Annotated in this window: 17 protein-coding genes; 10 read left to right on the top strand and 7 right to left on the bottom strand. The window is 43.1% G+C overall.

Translation table 11 applies throughout. The features are described from left to right. Positions 1 to 62: 62 nt before the first annotated feature. The 3 genes from QZT26_RS05880 to QZT26_RS05870 all read right to left on the bottom strand — a co-directional run bounded on the left by QZT26_RS05880 (position 63) and on the right by QZT26_RS05870 (position 2,960). A complete protein-coding gene (locus QZT26_RS05880) occupies positions 63 to 275 on the bottom strand; it encodes a hypothetical protein (RefSeq protein WP_295101191.1) in 213 nt (70 codons plus the stop codon). Positions 276 to 989: 714 nt separating this feature from the next. Beyond that, complete coding sequence (locus tag QZT26_RS05875; RefSeq protein ID WP_099326300.1) at positions 990 to 1,772, bottom strand: DNA-binding protein; 783 nt, start codon at positions 1,770 to 1,772, stop codon at positions 990 to 992. 492 nt (positions 1,773 to 2,264) lie between these two features. Further along, positions 2,265 to 2,960: a phosphopantothenoylcysteine decarboxylase gene (locus tag QZT26_RS05870; protein ID WP_164995328.1), complete on the bottom strand. Its 696-nt coding sequence runs from the start codon at positions 2,958 to 2,960 to the stop codon at positions 2,265 to 2,267. A gap of 636 nt (positions 2,961 to 3,596) precedes the next feature. On the opposite strand from QZT26_RS05870, the gene QZT26_RS05865 reads away from it, so the two are divergent. Together QZT26_RS05865 and QZT26_RS05860 are read left to right on the top strand one after the other, a co-directional pair. Beyond that, positions 3,597 to 4,814, top strand: a complete 1,218-nt coding sequence (locus QZT26_RS05865) for an aryl-sulfate sulfotransferase (RefSeq protein WP_197705236.1) — start codon at positions 3,597 to 3,599, stop codon at positions 4,812 to 4,814. 64 nt (positions 4,815 to 4,878) lie between these two features. Continuing rightward, positions 4,879 to 7,878: an SBBP repeat-containing protein gene (locus tag QZT26_RS05860; RefSeq protein ID WP_172953491.1), complete on the top strand. Its 3,000-nt coding sequence runs from the start codon at positions 4,879 to 4,881 to the stop codon at positions 7,876 to 7,878. Between the two features lie 75 nt (positions 7,879 to 7,953). On the opposite strand, the gene folD is transcribed toward QZT26_RS05860, so the two are convergent. Further along, positions 7,954 to 8,865 carry a bifunctional methylenetetrahydrofolate dehydrogenase/methenyltetrahydrofolate cyclohydrolase FolD gene (folD, locus tag QZT26_RS05855; protein ID WP_099326304.1) on the bottom strand — a complete coding sequence of 304 codons (912 nt, stop codon included), beginning with the start codon at positions 8,863 to 8,865 and terminating at the stop codon, positions 7,954 to 7,956. A gap of 179 nt (positions 8,866 to 9,044) precedes the next feature. On the opposite strand from folD, the gene QZT26_RS05850 reads away from it, so the two are divergent. The 4 genes from QZT26_RS05850 (at position 9,045) to uvrA (ending at position 14,859) form a co-directional block, all read left to right on the top strand. Further along, the gene (locus QZT26_RS05850; RefSeq protein ID WP_295101187.1) at positions 9,045 to 9,173 is read left to right on the top strand and encodes a hypothetical protein; all 129 of its coding nucleotides are present in this window, start codon (positions 9,045 to 9,047) and stop codon (positions 9,171 to 9,173) included. A gap of 189 nt (positions 9,174 to 9,362) precedes the next feature. Then, on the top strand, positions 9,363 to 10,205 hold the full coding sequence (locus QZT26_RS05845; RefSeq protein ID WP_295101185.1) for a heme-binding protein: 843 nt from the start codon (positions 9,363 to 9,365) through the stop codon (positions 10,203 to 10,205). A gap of 314 nt (positions 10,206 to 10,519) precedes the next feature. Beyond that, a complete protein-coding gene (locus tag QZT26_RS05840) occupies positions 10,520 to 12,037 on the top strand; it encodes a leucyl aminopeptidase (RefSeq protein WP_295101183.1) in 1,518 nt (505 codons plus the stop codon). Then, positions 12,034 to 14,859, top strand: a complete 2,826-nt coding sequence (gene uvrA / locus QZT26_RS05835; protein ID WP_295101181.1) for an excinuclease ABC subunit UvrA — start codon at positions 12,034 to 12,036, stop codon at positions 14,857 to 14,859. The genes QZT26_RS05840 and uvrA overlap by 4 nt, the downstream gene beginning before the upstream one ends. A gap of 196 nt (positions 14,860 to 15,055) precedes the next feature. Here uvrA and gspE read toward each other — a convergent pair whose 3' ends face one another. The 3 genes from gspE to QZT26_RS05820 all read right to left on the bottom strand — a co-directional run bounded on the left by gspE (position 15,056) and on the right by QZT26_RS05820 (position 18,387). After that, positions 15,056 to 16,732 carry a type II secretion system ATPase GspE gene (gene gspE / locus QZT26_RS05830; protein WP_295101179.1) on the bottom strand — a complete coding sequence of 559 codons (1,677 nt, stop codon included), beginning with the start codon at positions 16,730 to 16,732 and terminating at the stop codon, positions 15,056 to 15,058. Between the two features lie 302 nt (positions 16,733 to 17,034). After that, positions 17,035 to 17,475: a type II secretion system major pseudopilin GspG gene (gene gspG, locus QZT26_RS05825; RefSeq protein ID WP_099326308.1), complete on the bottom strand. Its 441-nt coding sequence runs from the start codon at positions 17,473 to 17,475 to the stop codon at positions 17,035 to 17,037. 213 nt (positions 17,476 to 17,688) lie between these two features. Next, positions 17,689 to 18,387 carry a prepilin-type N-terminal cleavage/methylation domain-containing protein gene (locus QZT26_RS05820; protein WP_295101178.1) on the bottom strand — a complete coding sequence of 233 codons (699 nt, stop codon included), beginning with the start codon at positions 18,385 to 18,387 and terminating at the stop codon, positions 17,689 to 17,691. Positions 18,388 to 19,078: 691 nt separating this feature from the next. On the opposite strand from QZT26_RS05820, the gene QZT26_RS05815 reads away from it, so the two are divergent. The 4 genes from QZT26_RS05815 (at position 19,079) to QZT26_RS05800 (ending at position 22,721) form a co-directional block, all read left to right on the top strand. Then, a complete protein-coding gene (locus QZT26_RS05815) occupies positions 19,079 to 19,495 on the top strand; it encodes a response regulator (protein WP_099326310.1) in 417 nt (138 codons plus the stop codon). Continuing rightward, positions 19,479 to 20,843, top strand: a complete 1,365-nt coding sequence (locus QZT26_RS05810; RefSeq protein WP_295101176.1) for a cache domain-containing protein — start codon at positions 19,479 to 19,481, stop codon at positions 20,841 to 20,843. The genes QZT26_RS05815 and QZT26_RS05810 overlap by 17 nt, the downstream gene beginning before the upstream one ends. Positions 20,844 to 20,994: 151 nt before the next feature. Further along, positions 20,995 to 21,378 carry a hypothetical protein gene (locus QZT26_RS05805; protein ID WP_099326312.1) on the top strand — a complete coding sequence of 128 codons (384 nt, stop codon included), beginning with the start codon at positions 20,995 to 20,997 and terminating at the stop codon, positions 21,376 to 21,378. Positions 21,379 to 21,494: 116 nt separating this feature from the next. Next, positions 21,495 to 22,721: an MFS transporter gene (locus QZT26_RS05800; protein ID WP_099326313.1), complete on the top strand. Its 1,227-nt coding sequence runs from the start codon at positions 21,495 to 21,497 to the stop codon at positions 22,719 to 22,721.

The raw sequence follows: 22,721 nt of genomic DNA, 5'->3' as shown, positions 1-22,721 counted from the left end.
GTACCCGCTTGTCATTGCGAGGGTCTCAGCTTGTCATTGCGAGGGTCTTTTCCGAAGCAATCTCATAAACCGTCATAGAGATCCTTCCATCCTGCATTCATCCCATTAATTAATTCTATTTTTTTAGCCCTTGAGCCACCCTTAATTTGCTTCTCCCGCGATATGACGTTTCTTACGTCACGAAATATCTCGTAGTATACTGATTGCTTCGGAAAAGACCCCTCGCAATGACAAGCTGAGACCCCCCTGCAATGACAAACTGATACCTTTGCCATTACGTACCCAATCAGATACTTCACTATGTTCAGTACAAGGTTTGAGAACGAGTTGTGCTTCGGTAGTTTAATGGATTACGCTGAATAGTTACGTTTTGTTTCGTATTTCGTATTTTTTATTTCCTGTTTGTTTGGTTCTGGCTATGCCAGCTTAGGGTAAACACATCTTAATCATTGTAAAATCAATGATATATATATATATGTTGCACGGTATATTTATATCACTGCACAATGTGTTGGGGATGGCGGCGGGTTTTTATTTATGGCAACTTCGTCTTCGTGGATAGGGAGGAGGATATTAGCGGTAGCTGCAGGGAGAAAACTGCCCTGAGCGTCCGAATACTACAGGCCGGGTTCAGATTTGCAATCTGAATCCACTTGATGTTTTTTATCTGTGCTCATCTTCGAAATCTGCCGGGGAAAAAGTATTTTCAGGCGAATGGTTGATTGCTTTATTTACAGGAGCAGCTATGGACATAGTTTTCGCCTGTTTAAAAGAAAACAGGCTGTCCGTGAATAGAGAATCCCGCAAAAATCCAGCTGTTAATATATGATGACTTATTATAGAAGAAAATTGCGAAAAACTGAATTCCCGGACAGCCTGAAAAGATAATAAAGAACATTTTGCCTGTTAGGCAGTGAATACATTACGAAAGAAAGTTTGTGCCATTACAAACCACTGAAATCCATCCTTAACAAACGTGGCTTCCTCCGTTATTTCTTCACTGTGGCTTCTTCCACGATTACATTATATTTATAACCGCTGCCAAAATCCTTATCCTTATAGAGAGTGCCGCTTACCGTAACAATATCACCGACAGAAGGTTGATCTTTTGTGGTGACTACGAGGTCTGTATTATTCTTATCCTGGCTTCCGCTTCCGTCCTGAAGATGCAGCCAGTTCTTACCCATAATGCCAACAGAAACTTTAATTACTTTACCCTTCACAATGACCTTTTTATTGTTAAGCTTCTTGCTGTTTTCATAAAGTTCCTCTACGGTATAAGCGTCCGCCCCTGTAGCTTTTTCCACAGAGATATTTTCATTTGTTGTAACGCTGATGCCCTTGCTGCCTTTGGTAGTGTATGAAGGAGCTTCTTGCCCTGAATCCGCCAGACCGTTGGAAAAAATGATTTTGTCAAATGTTCTGTTCAAGGTCTTGCTTTCAAAGCCGGTCATTTCAAAACCTGGTTGCAAAACAACTTCCTGCCCCACGGATACGGTTGTTTCCGGTATGGCTACCCATGTTTTTTTCCCGTAGTCATCAATGCAGAGATACGTATAGCCGCCACTGTTCATTGTTTCTGCAATTTTTCCGGCAAGAAAATAGCCGCCCTCGTTTTGCGCTTCATGCGAATGTTCCTGTGAATAATTACTATGTGTATAGTCACGAGAGGGTTCTTCCACCGATTTCATTTGATAGGCAAAAGTATTTTCTGCGATTATTACGGAAGATAATGTTAGCGATAAAGCAAATACAAATACAATCTTTTTCATTATAAAGTCTCCTACTCTATTTTACTAAGTTTTCAGGTGAAATAATGTACTGTTTAATGTATTAACGTTAAGCTGCAACACTTGCAGACTCCATTCGGCGGAGCTGTTATGCGGCAAGCAAGAAAAAAGGTTGTTTTTCAGCAAAAATACTGCAGTACGTAATGAAATCGGCCAATGAAAAAATGATACTCACTTTATCATGATAAAACAAGAATTTTATTATCCATTAATTTGTTGCAGGTTTGTCTATTCCGCCTCATATTTCATGCATACATGTTTTCAAATAGGAGAGGCGTAAAGGGTAAAATTACACTGCGTGCATGGCCGCAACCAGGACAACCCTGCACCTTCTCACCTTAGCAACCGGGGAATTACCAGAGTAGGGGAGAAGCATTTGACTGTGTACAGTAGACTAGTTCAATTAGAGTGGAGTTAACGCGTGTGCAGCAACATTTTACGTCCGAATCTTATATACAGGCAAATGTTTCGCCCCTACATTTCTAAAATCAGATTTGTTTGACTATATATTATGTCTATGAGCCTTTCTGCTATATCTTGTTTTGTATTGCACGTTGCCACCAGTTCCTGATGTGAATTAATGATATAACCGGGATGTTTATCCCCTAAAATCTCATGCTGGTCATTTGCTACCACAAAATCCGCTTTATTTTTCAGCAAGGAGGCATAGGCCCTTTTCATGAGTTCATCATGGGGAATCCCCGCTTCTAATTTAAAACTGATGAGCAGCAAACGGGGCCAAAGCTCTTTTATTAACTTTATTATTTTCGGAGTTTTTATAAACCGTATGGTAATCTCATTGCTATGGGAAGACACTTTTCCTTCGACCGGTTGTTCAGGGATATAATCCAGCACCGCCATGGCGTGGACAACGGCGTCAAAGACTTTCCCCTGTAAACCCTCCCGGAATAATTTTGACAGATCCTGTATCGTTTCTATTTCAATGAGGGTAAGCCGGTTACCCGTTTCTTTTCCTAAGCAAGTAACATCAGGAATAATACTTCCTGTGCCATACGCCATTGTGACGTCAGCCTCCCTTTTAAGCGCTTCGGTTGCTATTGCAGCCCCCAATCTGCCGGAAGATTTATTGCTTATATATCTGACGTCGTCTATATAACCCCTTGTAGGTCCTGAAGTTATAAGTATGTTTAACCTCTTTTTATCTTCCATCTGCTTAACGCGGCCTTTTAAAAAATTTGAGCGATTGGCAATAAGGTGATTTTCTGAAAAACTCTGTGAAAAACATGTTTTCTCCACCAACGTGGGAAGTGTATCAATTTGACAAAGCGGATGCAAGGTCCTGCTTGCCGTTATCGGCAATATAGTACAAGGCAAGTGGGATTGTAACACTTTCGTTTTTTGAAAAACGTAAGAGCGAGAGACGAAGCACGAGAGACGAGGGATGTCCGTTGTACCAGCATCGTACGGAAAACAGCGCTATTATTGGAATTTTTCAAAAAACTAAAGTGTTAAAGATTGTTGCAATAATCATTGTTCCATTTATGGTGTATTATGGCATTTTTTATTTGCAAATAGGGTGTTGGCATAGTAAAAGAATAGCCAAAGCATCCAAATCCCATTTTCCCTTAATGGTGAAATCCGAAATTCAAAACAAATTCCCATTTCGTGCTTGATAGGTTCTGGCTATGCCAGCTTAGGGGGAAAGGAGTCCGGGCAACGATAGAAAACATTAGGTTTTTGTTACAAATTGAACCTTCAAAATAAAGCGTTCGTATTTTTGATATGTTGTATCTGCCGCAAGTATTGTATTGTAAACTCAATGGCATTTTATAGGAAAAACGGAGTATGAAAAGCTCAAAACAAATAATAAAAACAGCGATGTATATTTTAGGTTTCACCGCATTGATTAGCGGCTGGCAAGGTAAAGGCATACACGCAGATGATCTGGTGGATAAGTTGGCGATAGACCAGCAAACCCACCGCAGGGTCAGCCGCACAGGTGTTGTTGCAGTTGACAGGGAAAAAGCGGCTATGGGATATATTCTTTTTACTCCAATGAATAATACCTGCGGCGAAGTATTTCTTATTGATACGAATGACGGCAAGGTGGTGCATCAGTGGAATTTGCCTTATGCCCCAGGTGTGTATGGCTATTTACTGCCGAATGGCAATCTTTTCTATAACGGGCAGGTTGAGGATGACGGCGCCTGGGATCTGTGGCCAAACTGGAACAGTTTTAAAGGGGGCATTATGATGGAAGTGGACTGGAAAGGAAATATTGTATGGGAGCTTCGCAATCCCTACCATCACCATGACGGCAGGCGTACTTCTTCCGGAGGCGCCATTTACCTGGCGGTGGAAAAACTGTCAGAGGAGATAAGAGACCAGGTACAAGGGGGGACTGAAGGTTCCAGCAAAAAAGGCGATATGTGGGCGGATATTATTATAGAGGTAGATGCGAATGGAAGTCAGGTATGGAAGTGGCATGCGAAGGATCACCTTGATTTTGATACGGATGTTATTCAATCAAATTGCCCCAGGGATGAATGGACGCACGCAAATGCCGTTGTCCCGTTAGAAGATGACAACCAGGTAATGGTGAGTTTTAGAAATATCTCTACCGTTGGAATTATTGACAAGAATACCGGGAAATTTGTCTGGAAGCTCGGACACTCTGTCTTTGCCCAGCAACATGACCCACGCATCCTTAAGAATGGCAATATACTTGTATTCGATAACGGACAGCAACGGAAGTCTGAACCCGTCCCCTATTCCAGAGTAATAGAACTAAACCGGGATACAAAAGAGATTGTGTGGCGATACCGTGATGTGCCGGCAATTAATTTTTTCAGCCCTACAATATCGGGGGCGCAAAGATTATCAAACGGGAATACCCTTATCACCGAAGGGTGTTTTGGCCGCATATTTCAGGTAACATCCGACAAGGAAGTGGTATGGGAATATGTAAGTCCTTATTTTTATGCGAATAAAGAAGATGTGATTGATAATTCCATTTTTAAAGCCACATTTTATACCGCAGAGGAAATTCCTAATTTACGATAACATAGTAGGGACATGGCATGCCATGTCCCTACTATGCAAGAACCCGAGGAGGGGAATTTTTGAGATGAAGAACAGGAACGTTGCGTTGGCATTTTTGATATGCATTGCACTATGGGTGTTTTCTTTTAAACAGGTATGTTTAGCGGCTGAGAAATTTGATATACAAACGCCTGTTTCCAAAGATGAATTGTTTGGTGGGAGCGGACAGCAAACAAAGGACAAAAAAGCCGTTGAAAAGATTGTGAAAATGGAGACGCCTTTCATTGTCAACAAGGGGCAGCAGGATGAACGGGTGGCATTTTATGCGCACATCTTCTGCGGCACAGTGTTTGTCACAAAAGACGGAGAAATGGTGTATGTATTGCCGGAGCATCAAAGAAAACAGGCATTAAGCGCGCGTAAGGCGAAAAACAAGACGACTCCCCCTGATTTCTCCGAAACAATTGAGAAAAGTTCCGGCAAGAAAGGCATTGCCGGTGAAAAGAGGGGGCTTTTCATTCTCCGGGAAAAACTTGCGGGCAGTGCCCTATCCGGAATACGAGGGGAAGAAGAGGTGGCAGCGAAGATCAATTATTTTAAGGGGGATGACGCTGGGAAATGGATGTCCGCAATTTCAAGCTACAGGATGGTAAGTCTGGGAGAGGTATACGATGGGATAGAATTGAAATTAAAAGCGTATGGAAATGCCGTAGAAAAGCTGTTTTATGTAAAACCAGGGGCAAACCCCGACGAAATAAGGGTTTGCCTTGAAACGGCAGAAAGAAGCACATTAAAAATTAATGCTTATGGCGGGCTTGCGGTTGAAACACAAACCGGGATGGCGGCATTTTCGCGCCCTGTTGCGTATCAGATTATCAACGGCAAAAAAGTAGATGTGCCTGTTACATATTATCTTCATGAGGGTGAAAAGATATCAGACAACAGTGGGCATCGTATCGTAGAAAATAAGAAGTATGGATGGCGCAGAACGGCAAATAGTAAGGGTGCTAAACCTGTATTTGCGAACAATATAACGGAAACCGCTATTGGTGATAAATTTATCTATGGTTTCCGAACGGCTAATTTTGACAGGTCAAAGGAACTCGTCATTGACCCTATTATTTCATCTACTTTTTTGGGAGGTTATTCTGACGAAGAGTGCAGGTCTTTGGGAGTGGACTCAAATGATAATGTGTTTGTTCTTGGAGTAACAATGTCAGATGACTTTCCTGTGACAGATGATGCATATGCAACCTCTTCCAGCGGTAATAAAGATGTTTTTATCTCAAAATTCAGCAATGACCTGACGAGTCTTCTTGCTTCAACATATCTTGGCGGTTCTAATACTGAAGATGCCCATGCACTGGCGATTGGTTCAGGCGACAACGTTTACATAACGGGCTTTACTTATTCAAAAGATTTTCCTGTAACGGGAGATGCGTATGACGCCTCGTATTCCGGCGGTGATGCCTTTGTGTCGAAGTTGAGCGGCGATCTTGGCAGTTTATTGGCGTCAACATATCTGGGCGGGTCGTATAGTGAAGAAGCCCGCTCGCTGGCGCTTGATATAAACGGCAATGTATATGTAGCGGGCATGACCTCCTCTACTAACTTTCCCACCACCGAAGGCGCTTACGATACATCGTCTTCGGGCTTATACAGAGATGTTTTTATCACAAAATTCGATGATGGTTTAAACAGTTTGCTTGCCTCGACATATCTGGGCGGGTCAGAGTATGACGGAGCCTATTCACTGGCGCTTGATGTAAGTAATAATGTGTATGTAACGGGCATTACCAAATCAGAAGACTTTCCGGTGACTGACGACGTTTTTGACGAATCATTTAACGGCAGTGCGGATGCGTTTCTCTCGAAATTCAACAGCGATCTGACCAGTCTGCTTGCTTCAACATATATTGGCGGATATGATTATGACGGCGCTTATTCATTGGCGCTGGATTCAAGCGGAAACGTATATATAACAGGTTATACAGGTTCAACAGAGTCCGCGGATTTTCCCACAACTGCCGGCGCGTATGATTCGTCTTATTATGGGGGAGACGTCTTTGTATCGAAGTTTAATGATGATTTAACCAGTCTGCTTGCTTCAACCTATCTTGGCGGCTCGGATTATGAAGAGGCGTATGCATTAGTAACAGATGCTGAGGATAATGTGTATGTAACTGGCATTACCAAATCAGAAGACTTTCCTACAACTGCTAACGTTTTTGACGAATCATTTAACGGCGGTGCGGATGTGTTTATTTCGAAATTCAACAGCGATCTGACCAGTCTGCTTGCTTCAACGTATCTTGGTGGGGCGGATGATGATAAATCCCTCGCGATGGTTTTGGGTGCTGCCGGAGGCGTGTATATTGCAGGTTCAACGTATTCGAATGATTTCCCGGTCACAGAAGCAGCATATAGCGCCGGTTTTAATAGTGAGTTGGGCAATGCATTCATATCACGATTCGACAGCTCACTTTCGGTAAGCGGGGAAGTAACTACGGGCGAGGCGTCATATATAACCGTTGAATCGGCTACATTGCACGGGACAATTAATGCCGCCGGACTGTCAACGATAGCATGGTTTGAGTATGGAACGGTGAGCGGTTCTTATGATAATACAACAGAAGAACTAACGGTTGGCGGATATGAGGATGTTTCTATAAATAGTAGTGTCAGTAGCCTGAGTTTCAGTACAACGTATTATTACCGGCTGGTAGCAAAAAACAGCGTTGGGACGTTATACGGAAGTGAAATGTCATTCAAAACATCAGCGCAGTGTAAGAGAGAGACTGTATCTGCGGATCAGCAGATTATGGAAATTGCCCGCACTTCTTCCGCACCGGTTACGATAACAGTTGCATGTAATGGTGGCGACCCTCGCTATGGTGTGCTGCTAATCTGGGAAATCATAAAGGGTGGAAACAATATTTCCATATCTCCCGAAAATGCAATCACAGATGATAATGGACAGGCTGTGTTTACGATTGAGGGCGTAAAGAGAGGAAATGCAACGGCAAGGTTTGTGTCAAGCGACTCAAATAGTAAGGCAAAAGTTAAAGTAAGAGTAACTCGATAGTGTAAGGTCAGAGGTCAGAAGTCAGAGATCCATGTTTTTCGCGGACCTCCAACCTCCGGATGAAAGCGTAATTTTCTATTTTATCCCCAGTTTAAACTTCAAAGACCTGAGGGTATTTCTCATAAGCATTGTAATGGTCATAGGGCCTACTCCTCCGGGAACAGGGGTAATAAATCCTGCAATTTCACTCGCCGCTTCAAAATCAACATCTCCTTTTAAAAGAGCAACCATCTTGTTTGGGTCGTTCTTGCTGGGTTTTTCGCCTACCCTGTTCACCCCCACATCAATTACACACGCGCCAGGTTTAATCCATTCAGGTTTTACCAGTCCGGGAACTCCTGCGGCAACAATAAGGACGTCTGCGCGTTTGCAGTGTTCCGCCATATTTCTTGTTTGTGTATGGACTATTGTTACCGTAGCGTCCGCCCCTTTCCCTTTCTGAAGCATCATATTCGCGATTGGTTTTCCCACAATGTTAGAACGCCCAACCACAACCACCTCAGCGCCGCGGGTTTCAACGCCAGACCGTACAATCAATTCCTGAATGCCGGCGGGGGTGCAGGGCGGGAATTTTACCTCATTGCCTCCGATCATAAGACGTCCGACATTTACAGGATGAAACCCATCAACATCCTTGTCCGGATCAATGGCATTAAGCACCTTCTTTTCATCAATATGTTTCGGGAGTGGAAGCTGTACAAGGATGCCGTGAATTGAATCGTCGTGGTTGTACTTTTCAATAAGGGCGAGAAGGTCCTTTTCTGAAATATCCGCCGGTTGTGAATCCTGCACCTCTTTAAAACCAACCCGGTGAGCGGTTTTGATTTTTAAGGTTACATACGACATGGATGCCGGGTTTTCTCCGACAAGGATTGTTACCAGGCCTGGAACAACGCCGTGTTTCTTCTTTATTTCCGCTACTTCACCGGTAATTTCCTCTAATATTTGTTCACCAATCTCTGTACCTTTAATTAATTTTGCGGACATGACAATACACTCTCCTTTCAGCTATATACAATAAAAAACAAGTTTTAACTTTTAAAAAACTAAAGCGTTACAAATACTGTGAATCCTGAACCCGCCTTGAATATCTCATTGATTTTACAGTGGTTATAATGCGTTTGCACTGCAAAATGACACAACAGGTTCTTTTTTGAGGAGTTAGAATGATAGTAAAACACACAGGGAAATACAACTTTTTTTCGCCATTTTTCTGTGATTTACAACGTCAGATATTCAATGTATGGAAAAACACGTGTTTCAGCAAAGCCGGTGAGGGAATCAATCTGCCGTAAGGTGGGTGAGACGAATAAAGTGGATTATTTTAAGCTGCGGTTCGATTCTTGACAAGGGGGTATCTTAAATGTACAGTAGGTCGCATTTGTTCCATAATAAACGTATAGGAATTTCAATATTTTTCCTCCCGTTACAAAGCTCCAGCTTGGGAACGGGATTTGTCGAGAAGCTTCGTCTTAGACGTAGTTATGCCTGAGAAAAATGGCAAAGAAGTATATGAAATCATGTGTGGTTCAATTATTAAAAATTTATTATTGGGAGGTAGTATGATGAGCATTCGTAAGATACTTTTTTATGCCTTTTTTGTTACCGTGTCTTTTCATGGTATGAATTCTTCTTTGTATGCTGCCGGTGGTTTGCCTTCCCATTCGGCATTAAAAGATGCGTTATCGGCGGTGGTAAAAGAAGACAACGGCGGCTTTGGTTTCAATATGTGGGCAACCGTTGTAGATCGGGACGGCTTTGTGAGAGTGGTGGTCTTCTCCGGAAATGAGAGAGGCGATCAGTGGCCCGGAAGCAGGGTTATTTCAGCACAAAAGGCAAACACTGCAAATGCGTTCAGTTTGCCCGGATTTGCATTATCGACTGCGAATCTTTTTTCTGCAGTTCAGCCTGGCGGCAGTTTGTTCGGGCTGCAGTTGAGTAATCCGGTTGATACAGAAACCGCCTACAGCGGGGCGCCGCAGAAATATGGAAAGGAAAACGACCCTATGGCTGGCAGGAGGATTGGCGGTATAAATGTGTTTGGAGGCGGACTGGCGCTTTACAATAGTGAAGGTGTGCTGATTGGTGCATTGGGAGTGAGCGGAGATAGTTCCTGTGCTGACCATATTATTGCATGGAAAGTACGGCATGTCCTTATGCTGGACTATGTCCCCAAAGGTGTCAGCCCTTCCGGCGACGATAATATCATACATGACATAATTGCCGGGACAAGCCAAAGTGGCTGGGGGCATCCGGAATGTTCTCCGGAGGCAATGAAGATTGCGGAAAAATTGCCTAAAACACATCCTGTTCGTACAAAAAAATAAAATAGAGTAACAATTTAGTTTCTCGAAAAATGTATTATCTATAAGCTCCATAGGAGCGAACTGTTTGTAGCAAGATAAGGATGAAGAGGTACTAGCTCCGTCAGGAGCGGCCTGTTTATCTATGAATCATACACAGGCCGCTCCTGTGGAGCTATTTACTCTATTGAATTTTATTGAGCTACAAACAGACCACCCCTAACGGGGTTATATTGTTTTTTATATATTGGCTTTTCAAAAAGCTAAATTGTTACAAAATAAATAATTTTTCAATGCAAAAATATCTCTTGAACTGCTTTTAAAGAAAGGTGTTATTTGTGATTATCAATGCGAAAACAGGACATGCGGCAGATGAAACGGCGGAAATGTTAGTTTTTTATATGTACGAAGATAGCAAAAAGATACACGAGACACTAGAACCCTTCGATGTTTCATTCAACCATGCCATCTCTGAATTATTAAAAAATAAGGAATTTACCGCAAAGCTTAACAATCTCCGTGCCTTGCCTACCTATGGCAAATTTCCCTCCCAGTATATCCTGCTTGTTGGTTTAGGGAAAAAAGAAGATATTACCTTTGACAAAATCAGACAGGCGTCCGGTACTTCCGTTAAAACCGCGCGTGATATGGGTATTAAGAAGGTGACAAGCGTAATGGATTCACTGGAAATCCTTGCAGAAAGGCTGGAAGAATGGTGCCAGTCCTTTACCGAAGGCGCTGTATTAGGGCTGTATCAATTTAAAAAGTATAAACAAACAAAGCCGGAAGAAGAAAAGGAAGTCAGGGCGCTTACCCTTTTGGTATCTGATAAGAAAATCCTGACTCCGGTGAAGGAAGGCATAAAACGCGGACAGGTTATCGCAAATGCAGTTTCATTCGCCAGAGACCTGGTGAACACTCCCTCACAGGATAAAAATCCTACTATACTGTCGAATATTGCAAAAAATATTGCAAAAGAGCAAGGCGTCTCATGCAAGATATTATCAACACCTGACCTTAAAAAACTCAGGATGGGAGGCATATTGGGTGTTGCCCAGGGCAGCACACAGCCCCCGAAATTCATCATACTGGAGTATAATCCGCAAAGCAAAAATCAGGACACTATTGTAATTGTCGGGAAAGGCATCACCTTTGATTCCGGGGGGATATGTCTGAAACCGGCAAAAAACATGGACCAGATGAAAAGCGATATGTCGGGAGGGGCAGCCGTACTGGGTGTTTTCAGCGCCCTTGCCAAACTTAAGGTCACCCAGCGTATTGTAGGGCTTATTCCCTGTACGGAAAACATGCCGGGCGGCTCTGCAATTAAACCGGGAGATATTGTCACATTTCATTCCGGCAAAACTGCTGAGGTGGCAAATACCGACGCCGAAGGACGCCTGATCCTTGCCGATGCGCTTGCTTACGCTGAAAAATTTCATCCCGGCGCCGTAGTTGATTTCGCAACGCTTACCGGAGCATGCGTAGTCGCTTTGGGCGGCATTGCAACTGGAATGATGGGGAATAATGAAGAATTGAAAAACAGGATAAAAACCGCCGGAGAAAAATCATGGGAAAGGGTATGGGAACTCCCTCTCTGGGAAGAATACCAGGAATTAATTAAAAGCGATATTGCAGATATTAAGAATACGGGAAGTGGCGGCGCCGGCACGATAACTGCCGCCTGTTTTTTAAGCAAGTTTACTGAGAAATATCCATGGGTACACCTTGATATCGCGGGAACCTCCTGGGTGGAGAAAAATAATGCCTACCTGCAAAAAGGAGCAACGGGAGTAGGCGTTATGCTGATGCTTGAGTTATTAAAGGACTGGAAGAAGTTTACGAAAGAAAAATGACCACAGAAGAAAACGGCAACTCCATTATCATCCGGGGGGCAAGAGAACATAACCTTAAAGGTATAAATGTGGACATACCGCGGGATCACATTACCGTTATTACCGGCATAAGCGGTTCCGGAAAGTCATCCCTTGCCTTTGACACGATTTACGCGGAAGGGCAGCGGCGCTACATCGAGAGTCTTTCCTCGTATGCCCGTCAATTTCTTGACCAGATTCAAAAACCCGACGTCGAACTTATTGAAGGGTTGCCGCCAACGATTGCCATTGAACAGCGCACTTGTCCCTCAAGCCCGCGTTCAACCGTGGCGACAATAACGGAAATCTACGATTATCTGCGCCTGCTCTACGCAAAAACAGGCACCCCTTATTGCTGTCTCTGCAACTGCGTAATCGCCCGCCAAAGTATTGAACAAATACAGCAGAAAATCATGGAAATCCCCCAGAAATCAAGGATTATGCTCCTTGCGCCGCTTGTGATAGGGAAAAAAGGTGAACATCGGGAAATATTTCAATCGCTCTTACAAAAGGGGTTCGTAAGCGCACGGGTTGACGGCTCGGTCACTGACCTTGACGTCATCCCGAAACTGGCACGTTATAAAGCCCATGATATTTACGCAATTGTGGATAAACTCATTATAAAAGAAGGCGTCCAGTCACGGCTTCACCATTCCATTGAAACATGCCTCACTCTTGGCAATGGAGTGATGGTTGTAAGCGAAGAAAAGAAGAAACGTTGGAAAGACACGATCTTCAGCGAACGGTACGCCTGTTCCAATTGCGGCAAGGGATATGAAGAACCGGCCCCGCGCCTGTTTTCATTTAATAGTCCCTATGGCGCATGCCAGGGATGTGACGGACTCGGAAGTACCCTTGATTTTGATCCGGAATTAATTATTAAAGATAAGCATCTGAGCATTAAAGAGGGGGCAATTGACGCCTGGAACAATTGGGGTTCTCTTACACAGACAATTTATGATGATCACATCAAAACATTTACAGAAATGTATTCCATTTCACCTGCTACATCTTTCGCCAATCTGCCGGAAAAGGTTTCTCACGCATTGCTTTACGGGTCTGCGGATTTCGAGGGGGTTATTCCTGATCTGCACCGGATCTACAAAAAAACCACCTCTGAACGTGTTTTGAAGCGTCTCTCCGGTTACATGAGCTACAGAACGTGCTCACTGTGCAATGGCGCACGATTAAGGCCGGAGGCGCTTGCAGTAAAAATCAGTAACACCTCTATCCATGAAATCATGACATTCACTGTAGAGGAGGCGCTTGCATTTTTCAAAACGCTGACGTTCTCAGGACGACAGGCCGTTATTTCCAAACAACTGCTGAAAGAAATTCAAAGCAGGCTTCAGTTCATGATGGAGGTTGGGCTGCACTATCTTGCCCTTGGACGCAGCAGCGATACCCTTTCCGGGGGAGAAGCGCAAAGAACCCAACTGGCAAAACAGGTAGGAACGGGGCTTGTTGGTGTGTGCTACGTGCTGGATGAACCCACAATAGGCCTTCATCCGAGGGATAACGAACGACTCCAGAAAACCCTGTACGCCCTGAAAGAAAACGGAAACACGGTAATTCTTGTCGAGCATGACGAATACACAATTCGTCATGCTGATTACATCATCGACCTTGGGCCAAAAGCGGGAGAGCAGGGGGGGCGTATCGTAGCGCAAGGGACATTGAAGGAAATTCTCAGCAATCCTGACTCCATAACCGGCCGTTATCTGTGCCATTCACCGGAAACAATCACTACGCATAAAAGAAAAAAATACAATCTGAAACACGCCCTGGAAATTAAAGGTGCATGTGCCAATAACCTGAAGACAATCTCGGTAAAAATCCCTTTAAAGGTTTTCTGTTGCATCACCGGCGTATCAGGTTCAGGCAAGAGCACACTTGTTCACGACGTCCTGTACCGCGCCCTTACAAAAGCCCTGCACGGCGGCCATACCCTCCCCGGGAAACACGAAAAAATTACCGGCATCAGGCATATTGACAAGGTTATTGAAATTGACCAGTCTCCCATAGGGCGCACGCCACGTTCAAATCCGGCGACGTATACAAAGGTGTTTGACCCAATTCGCGCCCTCTTTGCGCAAACACAGTCGGCAAAGATACGCGGTTATACCGCGGCAAGATACAGCTTCAACATCAGCGGTGGGCGCTGTGAGGCATGCAAGGGACAGGGCACAAAAAAAATGGAAATGCATTTTCTGCCCGATACCTATGTTATTTGTGATGAATGCAATGGAAAGCGGTATACCACTGCAACGTTGGAAACCATGTATAAAGGGAAAAATATATCCGAGGTGCTTGAAATGAGAATAGAAGATGCGCATTTTTTTTTTGCCGCTGTTCCCAGGATAGAAAGGGTTTTACGCACACTCAAGGACGTCGGGCTGGGATATATAAAACTGGGGCAGTCAAGCACGTCCCTTTCCGGAGGGGAAGCTCAAAGAATCAAGCTTGCCACGGAGCTTTCCAGGAGAGAAACAGGAAAGACCCTTTATATCCTTGATGAACCGACAACCGGTTTGCATATGGCAGACATACAACAATTACTGAAAATATTGCATCAGCTTGTTGATTTGGGGAATTCCGTGCTTGTCATAGAACATAATCATGAGGTTATTAAAGCGGCGGACTACATTATCGATCTGGGGCCTGAAGGGGGTGCAAAAGGAGGTGAAATTGTCGCGGCAGGAACGCCGGAGGAAATAGCAGAAACAAAAGAATCCTATACCGGAAGATATTTAAAAGAATTTATGACAAAGCAAGTTCTCAATGTAGGAAATTTAGAATGCTAATTAACCACAAATGAAACACATTCGCGGGTTCACTCATTAGAAGGCTTTTGTCAAGGACAAAAGCCTTCTAATGAGTGAACCCGCTGGGAATTAACTGCTAATGGACGCAAATAAACGCTAATATGAGTTTTTTTTATTCGCGTCTATTTGCGTCCATTAGCAGTTAATTATTCGATATTCGACTACCAATTGCCGACTACCCGTTTTCCGTATCAGAAGAGACCCTGAGTAGTTCCTCCAGGGTGGTCTCTCCCCTTCGAACCAGATCCAGCCCGTCATCCCATAACGTTTTTGTCCCTTTTTTCACGGCTTCTTTCATTATTTCACTTGAGTCTTTGTGGGCTAAAACGAGTCTTCGAATGCCTTCATCCACTACAAGAAACTCTGCAATTGTCCTTCTTCCCTTCAACCCCGTATTATTACAATCATCACACCCCTTTGGGCCATACAGGGGGACGCCTTCTTCTAGCCCAACCGTCTTGCGGATCTCCGGCCCCGGCATATACAACTCCCGGCATTTCGGGCATAGCCTGCGAACAAGCCTTTGGGCAAGCACGCCAATAAGGCACGATGAAATCAGGTAATCCTCTACTCCCATATCCATCAACCGGGTAAAGGCAGAAGCCGAATCATTTGTGTGAAGTGTTGAAAACACGAGGTGTCCGGTCAAAGAGGCCTGGACAGCGATTGACGCCGTTTCGCGATCCCTGATCTCGCCGATCAGAACAACATCCGGATCATGGCGTAAAATTGAACGCAGCCCTGACGCAAACGTCAGGTCGATCTGGGGGTTTACCTGTATCTGGTTTACGCCCTGCATACTGTATTCTACCGGATCTTCTACGGTTATTATCTTCACTTCAGGGGAAACGATCTCCTTGAGAACGGCATACAGTGTGGTTGTCTTTCCGCTTCCTGTTGGGCCTGTCACAAGAAACATGCCTTCCGGCCTGCTGATCAGCCTCCGGAATTTCTTTAAAAATTCAGGTTGAAATCCCAGCGTTTCCAGATCCAGCATTACGGCAGTACGGTCCAGAATCCTCATTACAATACCTTCGCCATGACTCATAGGGATAATGGACACACGTAAATCAATCTCCTTGCCTGCAACCCTCATTCTTATCCTGCCGTCCTGCGGCAGCCGTTTTTCGGCAATATTTAACTTTGCCATAATCTTGATACGTGAAACAATTGAGTTATACAACTCGCGGGGCGGGGGGGCAAGCTCACCCAGGACGCCGTCCACCCGGTAACGCAGCCGGGTATTTCTCTCAAAAACTTCAATATGTATATCGCTGGCGCCTACTTCAATTGCTTTTGTCAGGATGCTGTTTACCAGGCGGATAACGGGCGCTTCGGAGGCCATATCACGCAATTGTTCTATGTCTTCCATCATCTCAACAGATGAAGCCATAGCATCTTCCTCTTCTTCGCTCACCCCGGTTTCGTAGAGTTTTTCCAGAGAACTACTGATATCTCTTTCTGTTCCGGCAAAGACCCTTACCTCTCTACCGGTGGACAATGCAATTGCTTCAATCAGTAGCGTATCCTGCGGATCTGCAAGCGCGATATCTAGTACGTTTTCATCGAGGCTTAAAGGAAGCACCCGGTTTGTGGTCAAAAACACCTTCGGCACATTTTCCAGCATCGGATATGTATCCGTCTTCTTTTTTTCCCAAACCGGTATTTCCAGCCACCTGCTGTATGCGAGGCGCAGATCTTCTTCTGAGACGGTTCCAAGGTCAATGAGTATACGGCCAAGCTTTTGCCCAGTCTGCTTCTGCGCTTCAAATGCCCGCTCTAAGTCCTGACGGTTTATCTTGCCTATTTCAAGAAGTACCTCTCCGACATTATTGTCCGTTGCCAACACCATACTTTATTATTCTCTCCTGCAAAAACACCTTTGTGGGCTTAAATTTGGTAACACATTAGTTCTTTAAAAAATTTCAATAATAGTGCTGTTTGCCGTGTAGTAGTGTAGGGACAGTGCATTTGGAATAAAAGATTGCGGCTTGTTCCTCTCTGAGATATCTAAGCCCGCTAAATCCATGCAGTACGACGAGGTTCGTCGTACTGCAAATTACAATTTCCAGTTTAAAAATACTAAAGTGTTACCAAATTTGCGGCTTGAACCCTGCATTCATAATGTTGCTTCGCCGCCCTCACCTATGAATGCTACTCCCAGCTTACCACGTCTGCATTTTCACCATCGCCGCCTTCTGCGCCGTCAGCGCCATACGAAATAATGTCATAATCGCCATTCTCTCCCGGATACACATATACGTAGTCATTTCCCCACGGGTCTTTAGGAATAAACTTCTTTTTTAAGTAGGGGCCTTTCCAGTTTTCCACTTCGTGCGGCGCCGCAACCAATGCCTCCATACCCTCCTCCTGCGTTGGATATCTGGTAGTATCGAGTTTAAACATTTCCAGGGCCGTTGAGAATCCTTCAATCTGTTGTTTTGCCACTGTCTGCCGTGATTCACCCACACGGCCAATCATCTTAGGCCCTATCAATGCAGCAAGCAGGCCTATAATAATCATAACTATGAGCAATTCCAACAACGTAAAACCACCATTTCTCAACAAATACGACCTCATTTTCAATTCTTTCATTTCACCATACTCCATGTAGTAAAGGTTGTAAAATTGTAACAATACTTCTTTTTGACAAAATATTTAATGGTAAAATCCGAAATACTAAATACGAAACAAATTCTAATGATAAAGCATAAAATTCAAAACAAATTCAAAATCTGTGTGATCGGTGGTTCCCCTTTCGTCTTTTCAAAGTATTAATATAATACATTGGCCGTTTAGCGCATGCCATTAATCATCCACATCTTCATCTTCATCTTCATCTTCTTCATCGACATCATAGGAATCATCTTCGTAGTTGTCAAAGGAATCGCTTCTGTTCTCCGCGTGTAATGGGGTCTTTCCCCTTGGTCCTCTACTTGTTAAAACAGCAGAAACTTTCAATGCATTGATCTTTTGTTCAATTTCTTTATCGGTAATTTCTCCCGGGATTCTTTCATATTTTACGGTCTGTTCCATGTCTTCGCCTAAGCGAAACGTGGCAAGGCCGCCCAGGGGTTCTATGTGCAAAACCGCAGTCATTTCACCATATGCAAACCCCAATTTCCTGCCGTGGGCAGTGCCGTTCGGATAAAAGGTAAAGACCCTTATTTGTTCGTCAGCATCCTCAAAATTATCAGAAAACATTTGTATTTCATAGGGGATTTCCAATTTTTCCATGCCTTCACACCATAGATAGCCGTCCAACAGGTCAAGCACTACTTCCGTTTTTGCCCCCCCGGACATTGCAATAATCCTGGCTTCTCTCAGGGAAAAAACAATGCCGGACATAATCTTCCTGAATTTAATGGTATCAAGAGACCCTGTATAGCGGGGAATTGAAATACCGGCAATGATTCCCATAATTACCATAACGATAATAAGTTCGATTAAAGTAAATCCATGCTTTTGCAAGGAATTCTTATTTGCAAAAAATATATATTTATCCATACACGAAATTATGAAATATTAAACAAAATCCAAAATCCCGATTAAAATAACCGTAACAGTTTAGATTTTTGAAAAAGCAAAAAATGCTCGTTCCCAGTTAGCGACAAGGCATGCTTTGACGCTACCTGGGAACGAGTGGTTTTCTTTCATAGAACTAAAATGTTACGAAGTCAATATTATACAGCATGCCTAAGCGTTTAAATAGAATTTTTTGATGTTGCCACTCCCTCTTTGGCAATCGGCAATCTACAGTCGGCAAATTGCAGACTGAGGATTGAGGATTGCCGACTGTGGTTATAAAAACCTCAACTTATTAAGAAGTTGCCTGTATTTGCCCTGTCGCCCCGCTCACCTTTACGAAACTGCAACCAAATTGTTTCCATCTGTAACTTTATTGCATTTTTGCTTCTATACCTTGTTATTTTATGTAGTTATGCCTATTGCCATAAATTTAACAGGAAACAAAAAGGTTACAATATTCTTTGTTCACAGATTGCCTGTTTTCGTTTTTAAAAATTTTATATCTTCTGAATGAAAGCACTTATGAATGTTTTACTGTTCTGTTTTTTTACAGGCACATCGGTTGCTCTATTCATAAAACAACGAATGCTATCGCAAGAAAACATCTGGCATCACAAGAACAGTGAGAAAAGGTTTAACCATTTTAGTGCAGGAAACAGAGAGTACACACATGCTATCGAAAAGAATTCTGATCGTTGATGATGAAGAGGGGTATAGAAAGGTATTATCGAATTCCCTGACGGATTTAGGGTTTGAGACAACAGTTGCAGCAAACGGCATGGATGCACTGGAAGAGATGAAAAAGAAAAACTATGCAGTGATATTACTGGACATGAAGATGCCAGGCATAGATGGAATTGAACTGTTAGAACGCATTCGAAAGGAACAGCTTTTTTCTTCAATAGTGATTATTACAGCATATACGTATGAAGATATTGCAAGGGAAGCCATTTGTAAGGGTGCAAAAAAGGTAATTAGGAAACCTTTTAGTATGGATGAAATCAAGTCGTGTCTTAATGAATTAATGAAACCGGAAGAGGCCGGTAAATTTAACATGGAAGAGGTAAAACATGAAGAAATTATTTAAGGAAAGTATATTTATCGTAGCTATCACCCTTGTATTCTTTGGATTATTTCCGCTTTTGTTGTTTCGCATGTTGGCATTTCCCAATGCGAAGACAGAGCTGGAACAACATGTTCAAAGAAATCTGGAAGACGCATTGTACAAACAAAATGACCTTCTCTCACGGTTTTGGGAAGAAAGAAGATCGCATGCACGTTCAATTTCTGATGCTATTCAAAGCACAATGTTTATTTATGGTGATGAAGATTTTGTAGGTATTTTAAGCGGCGGAAATGAACTTGAATATTTACGATTAAGCACGCAACTGGAGTGTACGAAGGCAGATTATGGTTATAAAGGGATTTTTATATGTGATGCGGCAGGTATTGTACACATAACGACCGCAGACGAAAAGTCACTTAAGGGAACGAATATTATGAAGGAAGACGCCTTTCGGGATGTTCAGGAGACTTTGTACGACGGCAAGTCATATATTTCTGGCGTATCACATTTCTCGGTAAATAAAAAAGAAGACACTGAAGAACCTTCGCTGTTCATATCATACCCAATCAAGGGAAATCGCCACGATATCATTGGAGCGATTTTCCTTTGGATGAATACTTCCCTGCTGGATACGGCGATGAATAGTTTTGTACTCGGGAAAACAGGTGAAGCCTATTTGATAAATAAAGAAGGAATTATGATTACACAATCAAGATTTTCCCGTCACCATGGAAATGAGACGAATGATACATGCAAAACGTGTCACATTGTAGAGAACCCGGAAACAAAAATGATGACAAAAGGAGTGAAAAGTTGTGTTACGGGAAAGGCTTCCGGCTATAACCTGGAAGGATATCGCGATTATGGAGGAATAAAGGTCGTTGGCGCATGGCGCTGGCTGAAAGATATGCACATGGGTTTAATGGTGGAGATAGATGCAGATGAGGCATTTAATACAATAAACAATATTAACTCAATGATAAAATCTTTCATGATTGTAGTGCTCATTCCCGCAGTTGTTCTTGCCTTTTTATTACACAGAAAAATCAATCTGGGATATATGATAAAAGGTTTGCCTCTCCCTAAAAAAACCTTGATCGGGACTGCCCTTATTCTTGTTGTGGGATTTATCATAGCGATTTTGGACGGATATCAGTTGAAGAAGGAAAGCGGTTATATCAGAGAACAGGAATACAGAATATCAAATCCCTTTAGTGTACTGGGATCTATTGCCATACCGAGAGAAGAAGGTTTTATAGAAAATAACATTTCAAAGTTCAGAAAGGAGTATCGTATTAAAAAATCTGAAAATATTTTTCACAATGATAAGAAGGAGAGCGAACTGGTAAAAGGCGGAAATTACCATTAAAAAGCGCTCTCGTTCCGTATAAGGAATGATAGACCTTGTTAGCCATTGATAAATGATATGTCACAAAAAGGCTAAAAAAGCAAATTCGAATAACTACTGTAGATGATACAGACCATTTTCAAGACGCTTAATTTTTTGAAAGGAGTTATTTATGACTAACGTTATTTTATCCCCGAGGGAAAAGACAAAAAAAGTTTTAACCGCGGAATTTACAAAGGGGTGGTTTGAGTATGAGGCGTCTTACGATGGCGTACTTTTGAATATCGACACTGCGGGAGCAAGGCTTCTTGGCTTTTCGTCTCCGGATGACATGCTCGGGAAAAAGATAAATGAATTGTATGCGCATCCCTATGACCATGAAAAGACATTATCTATGCTGTTCAGGGATGGAAAGGTAAACGGTTTTTTCACCCTGATGAAGGGAATGGACGACAACCTGGTGTTTATAAAACAAAGCAGCACTCTGATTACCGATGAGTATTACCATTTGCCGTTAAAGGTACAAACCTCTTTCGAGATATCCCATACGCTGTAGTATTTTAAAAGGCTTTTCCATCAACCCTGACAGGGTTTGAAACCTTGTCAGGATTAAAATCACTGCGGTAAACATATAGATTAATTTCATTCATTACATTACCGGGAGTTTTTTTTATGAATGTTTCTGCAAATACACCTGTTGAAGTTGAAGAATTAAAAGGGAACACAAGGGTGCTTATACTTGCTACGCTTGCCTTTGCGGTAAGTTTTGCCGGATGGTCACTGTTTGCGCCTTTGGCCTCATATTTAAAAGTGGTATTTGATTTATCTTCAACCGCATTGGGATTGCTGCTTGCCGCACCGGTGTTGCTTGGCTCCATTGTCAGAGTGCCTATTGGTATTTTGACTGATAAATATGGCGGAAGAAAGGTCTTTAGCGCATTGATGGCGGTGTGTTTTTTCCCTATGTTCATCGCAGGCTTTGCGCATAGCTACCTGTTTTTATTGATATGCGGGTTGTTTTTTGGCGCAGTCGGGGCGTCTTTTGCCGTTGGTATTCCACAGGTCTCCCAATGGTATCCAAAAGAAAAACAAGGGTTGGCGCTGGGAATTTATGGCATAGGAAATGTCGGTTCTGCTGCAGCGGTCTTTGGAGCGCCATTTATTGCTGAATCCGTAGGATGGAACAAAGCGTTTATCTTTTATTCCATTCCATTGCTCTTGATGGCTGCTATTTACTGGTTTTTTTCCGCTGATGCGCCAAAACCTAAAACGGTGAAACCCAAGACCTTGAGCGACCGGCTGAAGGTATATAAATCTTCTCATTTAATATGGGTGTTTTCCCTCTTCTATTTCATGACGTTTGGTTTTTTTGTATGCTTTTCGCTTTGGCTGCCTTCTTATCTTAAAGAATCTTACAACATTACACCGGTAAAGGCGGGCAGCTATGCTTCTGTATTTGTGTTTCTGGCGACTTTTTCAAGGATTTTGGGCGGATACCTGGGAGATATCTTCCATGGGAAACATGTTTTAACAATTATCTCCTTGTTCCTTATTGGCATACTTATTTATCTGAATCTGAGCAGTTCTCTTGCGCTTACGCTTGTTGTTTTCTATTGCATGGCGGTTTGTCTGGGCATTGGGAATGGCGTTGTCTTTAAACTGGTAGCGGAATACTTTCCAAAAGAAACAGGCGCCGTAGGTGGCATGGTTGGAGCTGCCGGAGGGCTTGGAGGATTTTTTCTTCCCATAATTCTTGGCACCATCAGGGATTATACCAACAATAATTCATTAGGATTCATCTTTGTTTCTCTCGTGTGCCTCATGTGCCTCTCCTTTATGGAAGAAAAGACTTTTATAACAAAGAAGGGCGATGAAATGACGCCCGCCGTGGGACAATAG

It is taken from the genome of uncultured Candidatus Kuenenia sp., assembly GCF_900696675.1.
Classification (GTDB): domain Bacteria; phylum Planctomycetota; class Brocadiia; order Brocadiales; family Brocadiaceae; genus Kuenenia; species Kuenenia stuttgartiensis_A.
The sequence above is the reverse complement of the archived record's forward strand: the minus strand, read 5'-3'. Positions and strand labels throughout refer to the sequence as shown.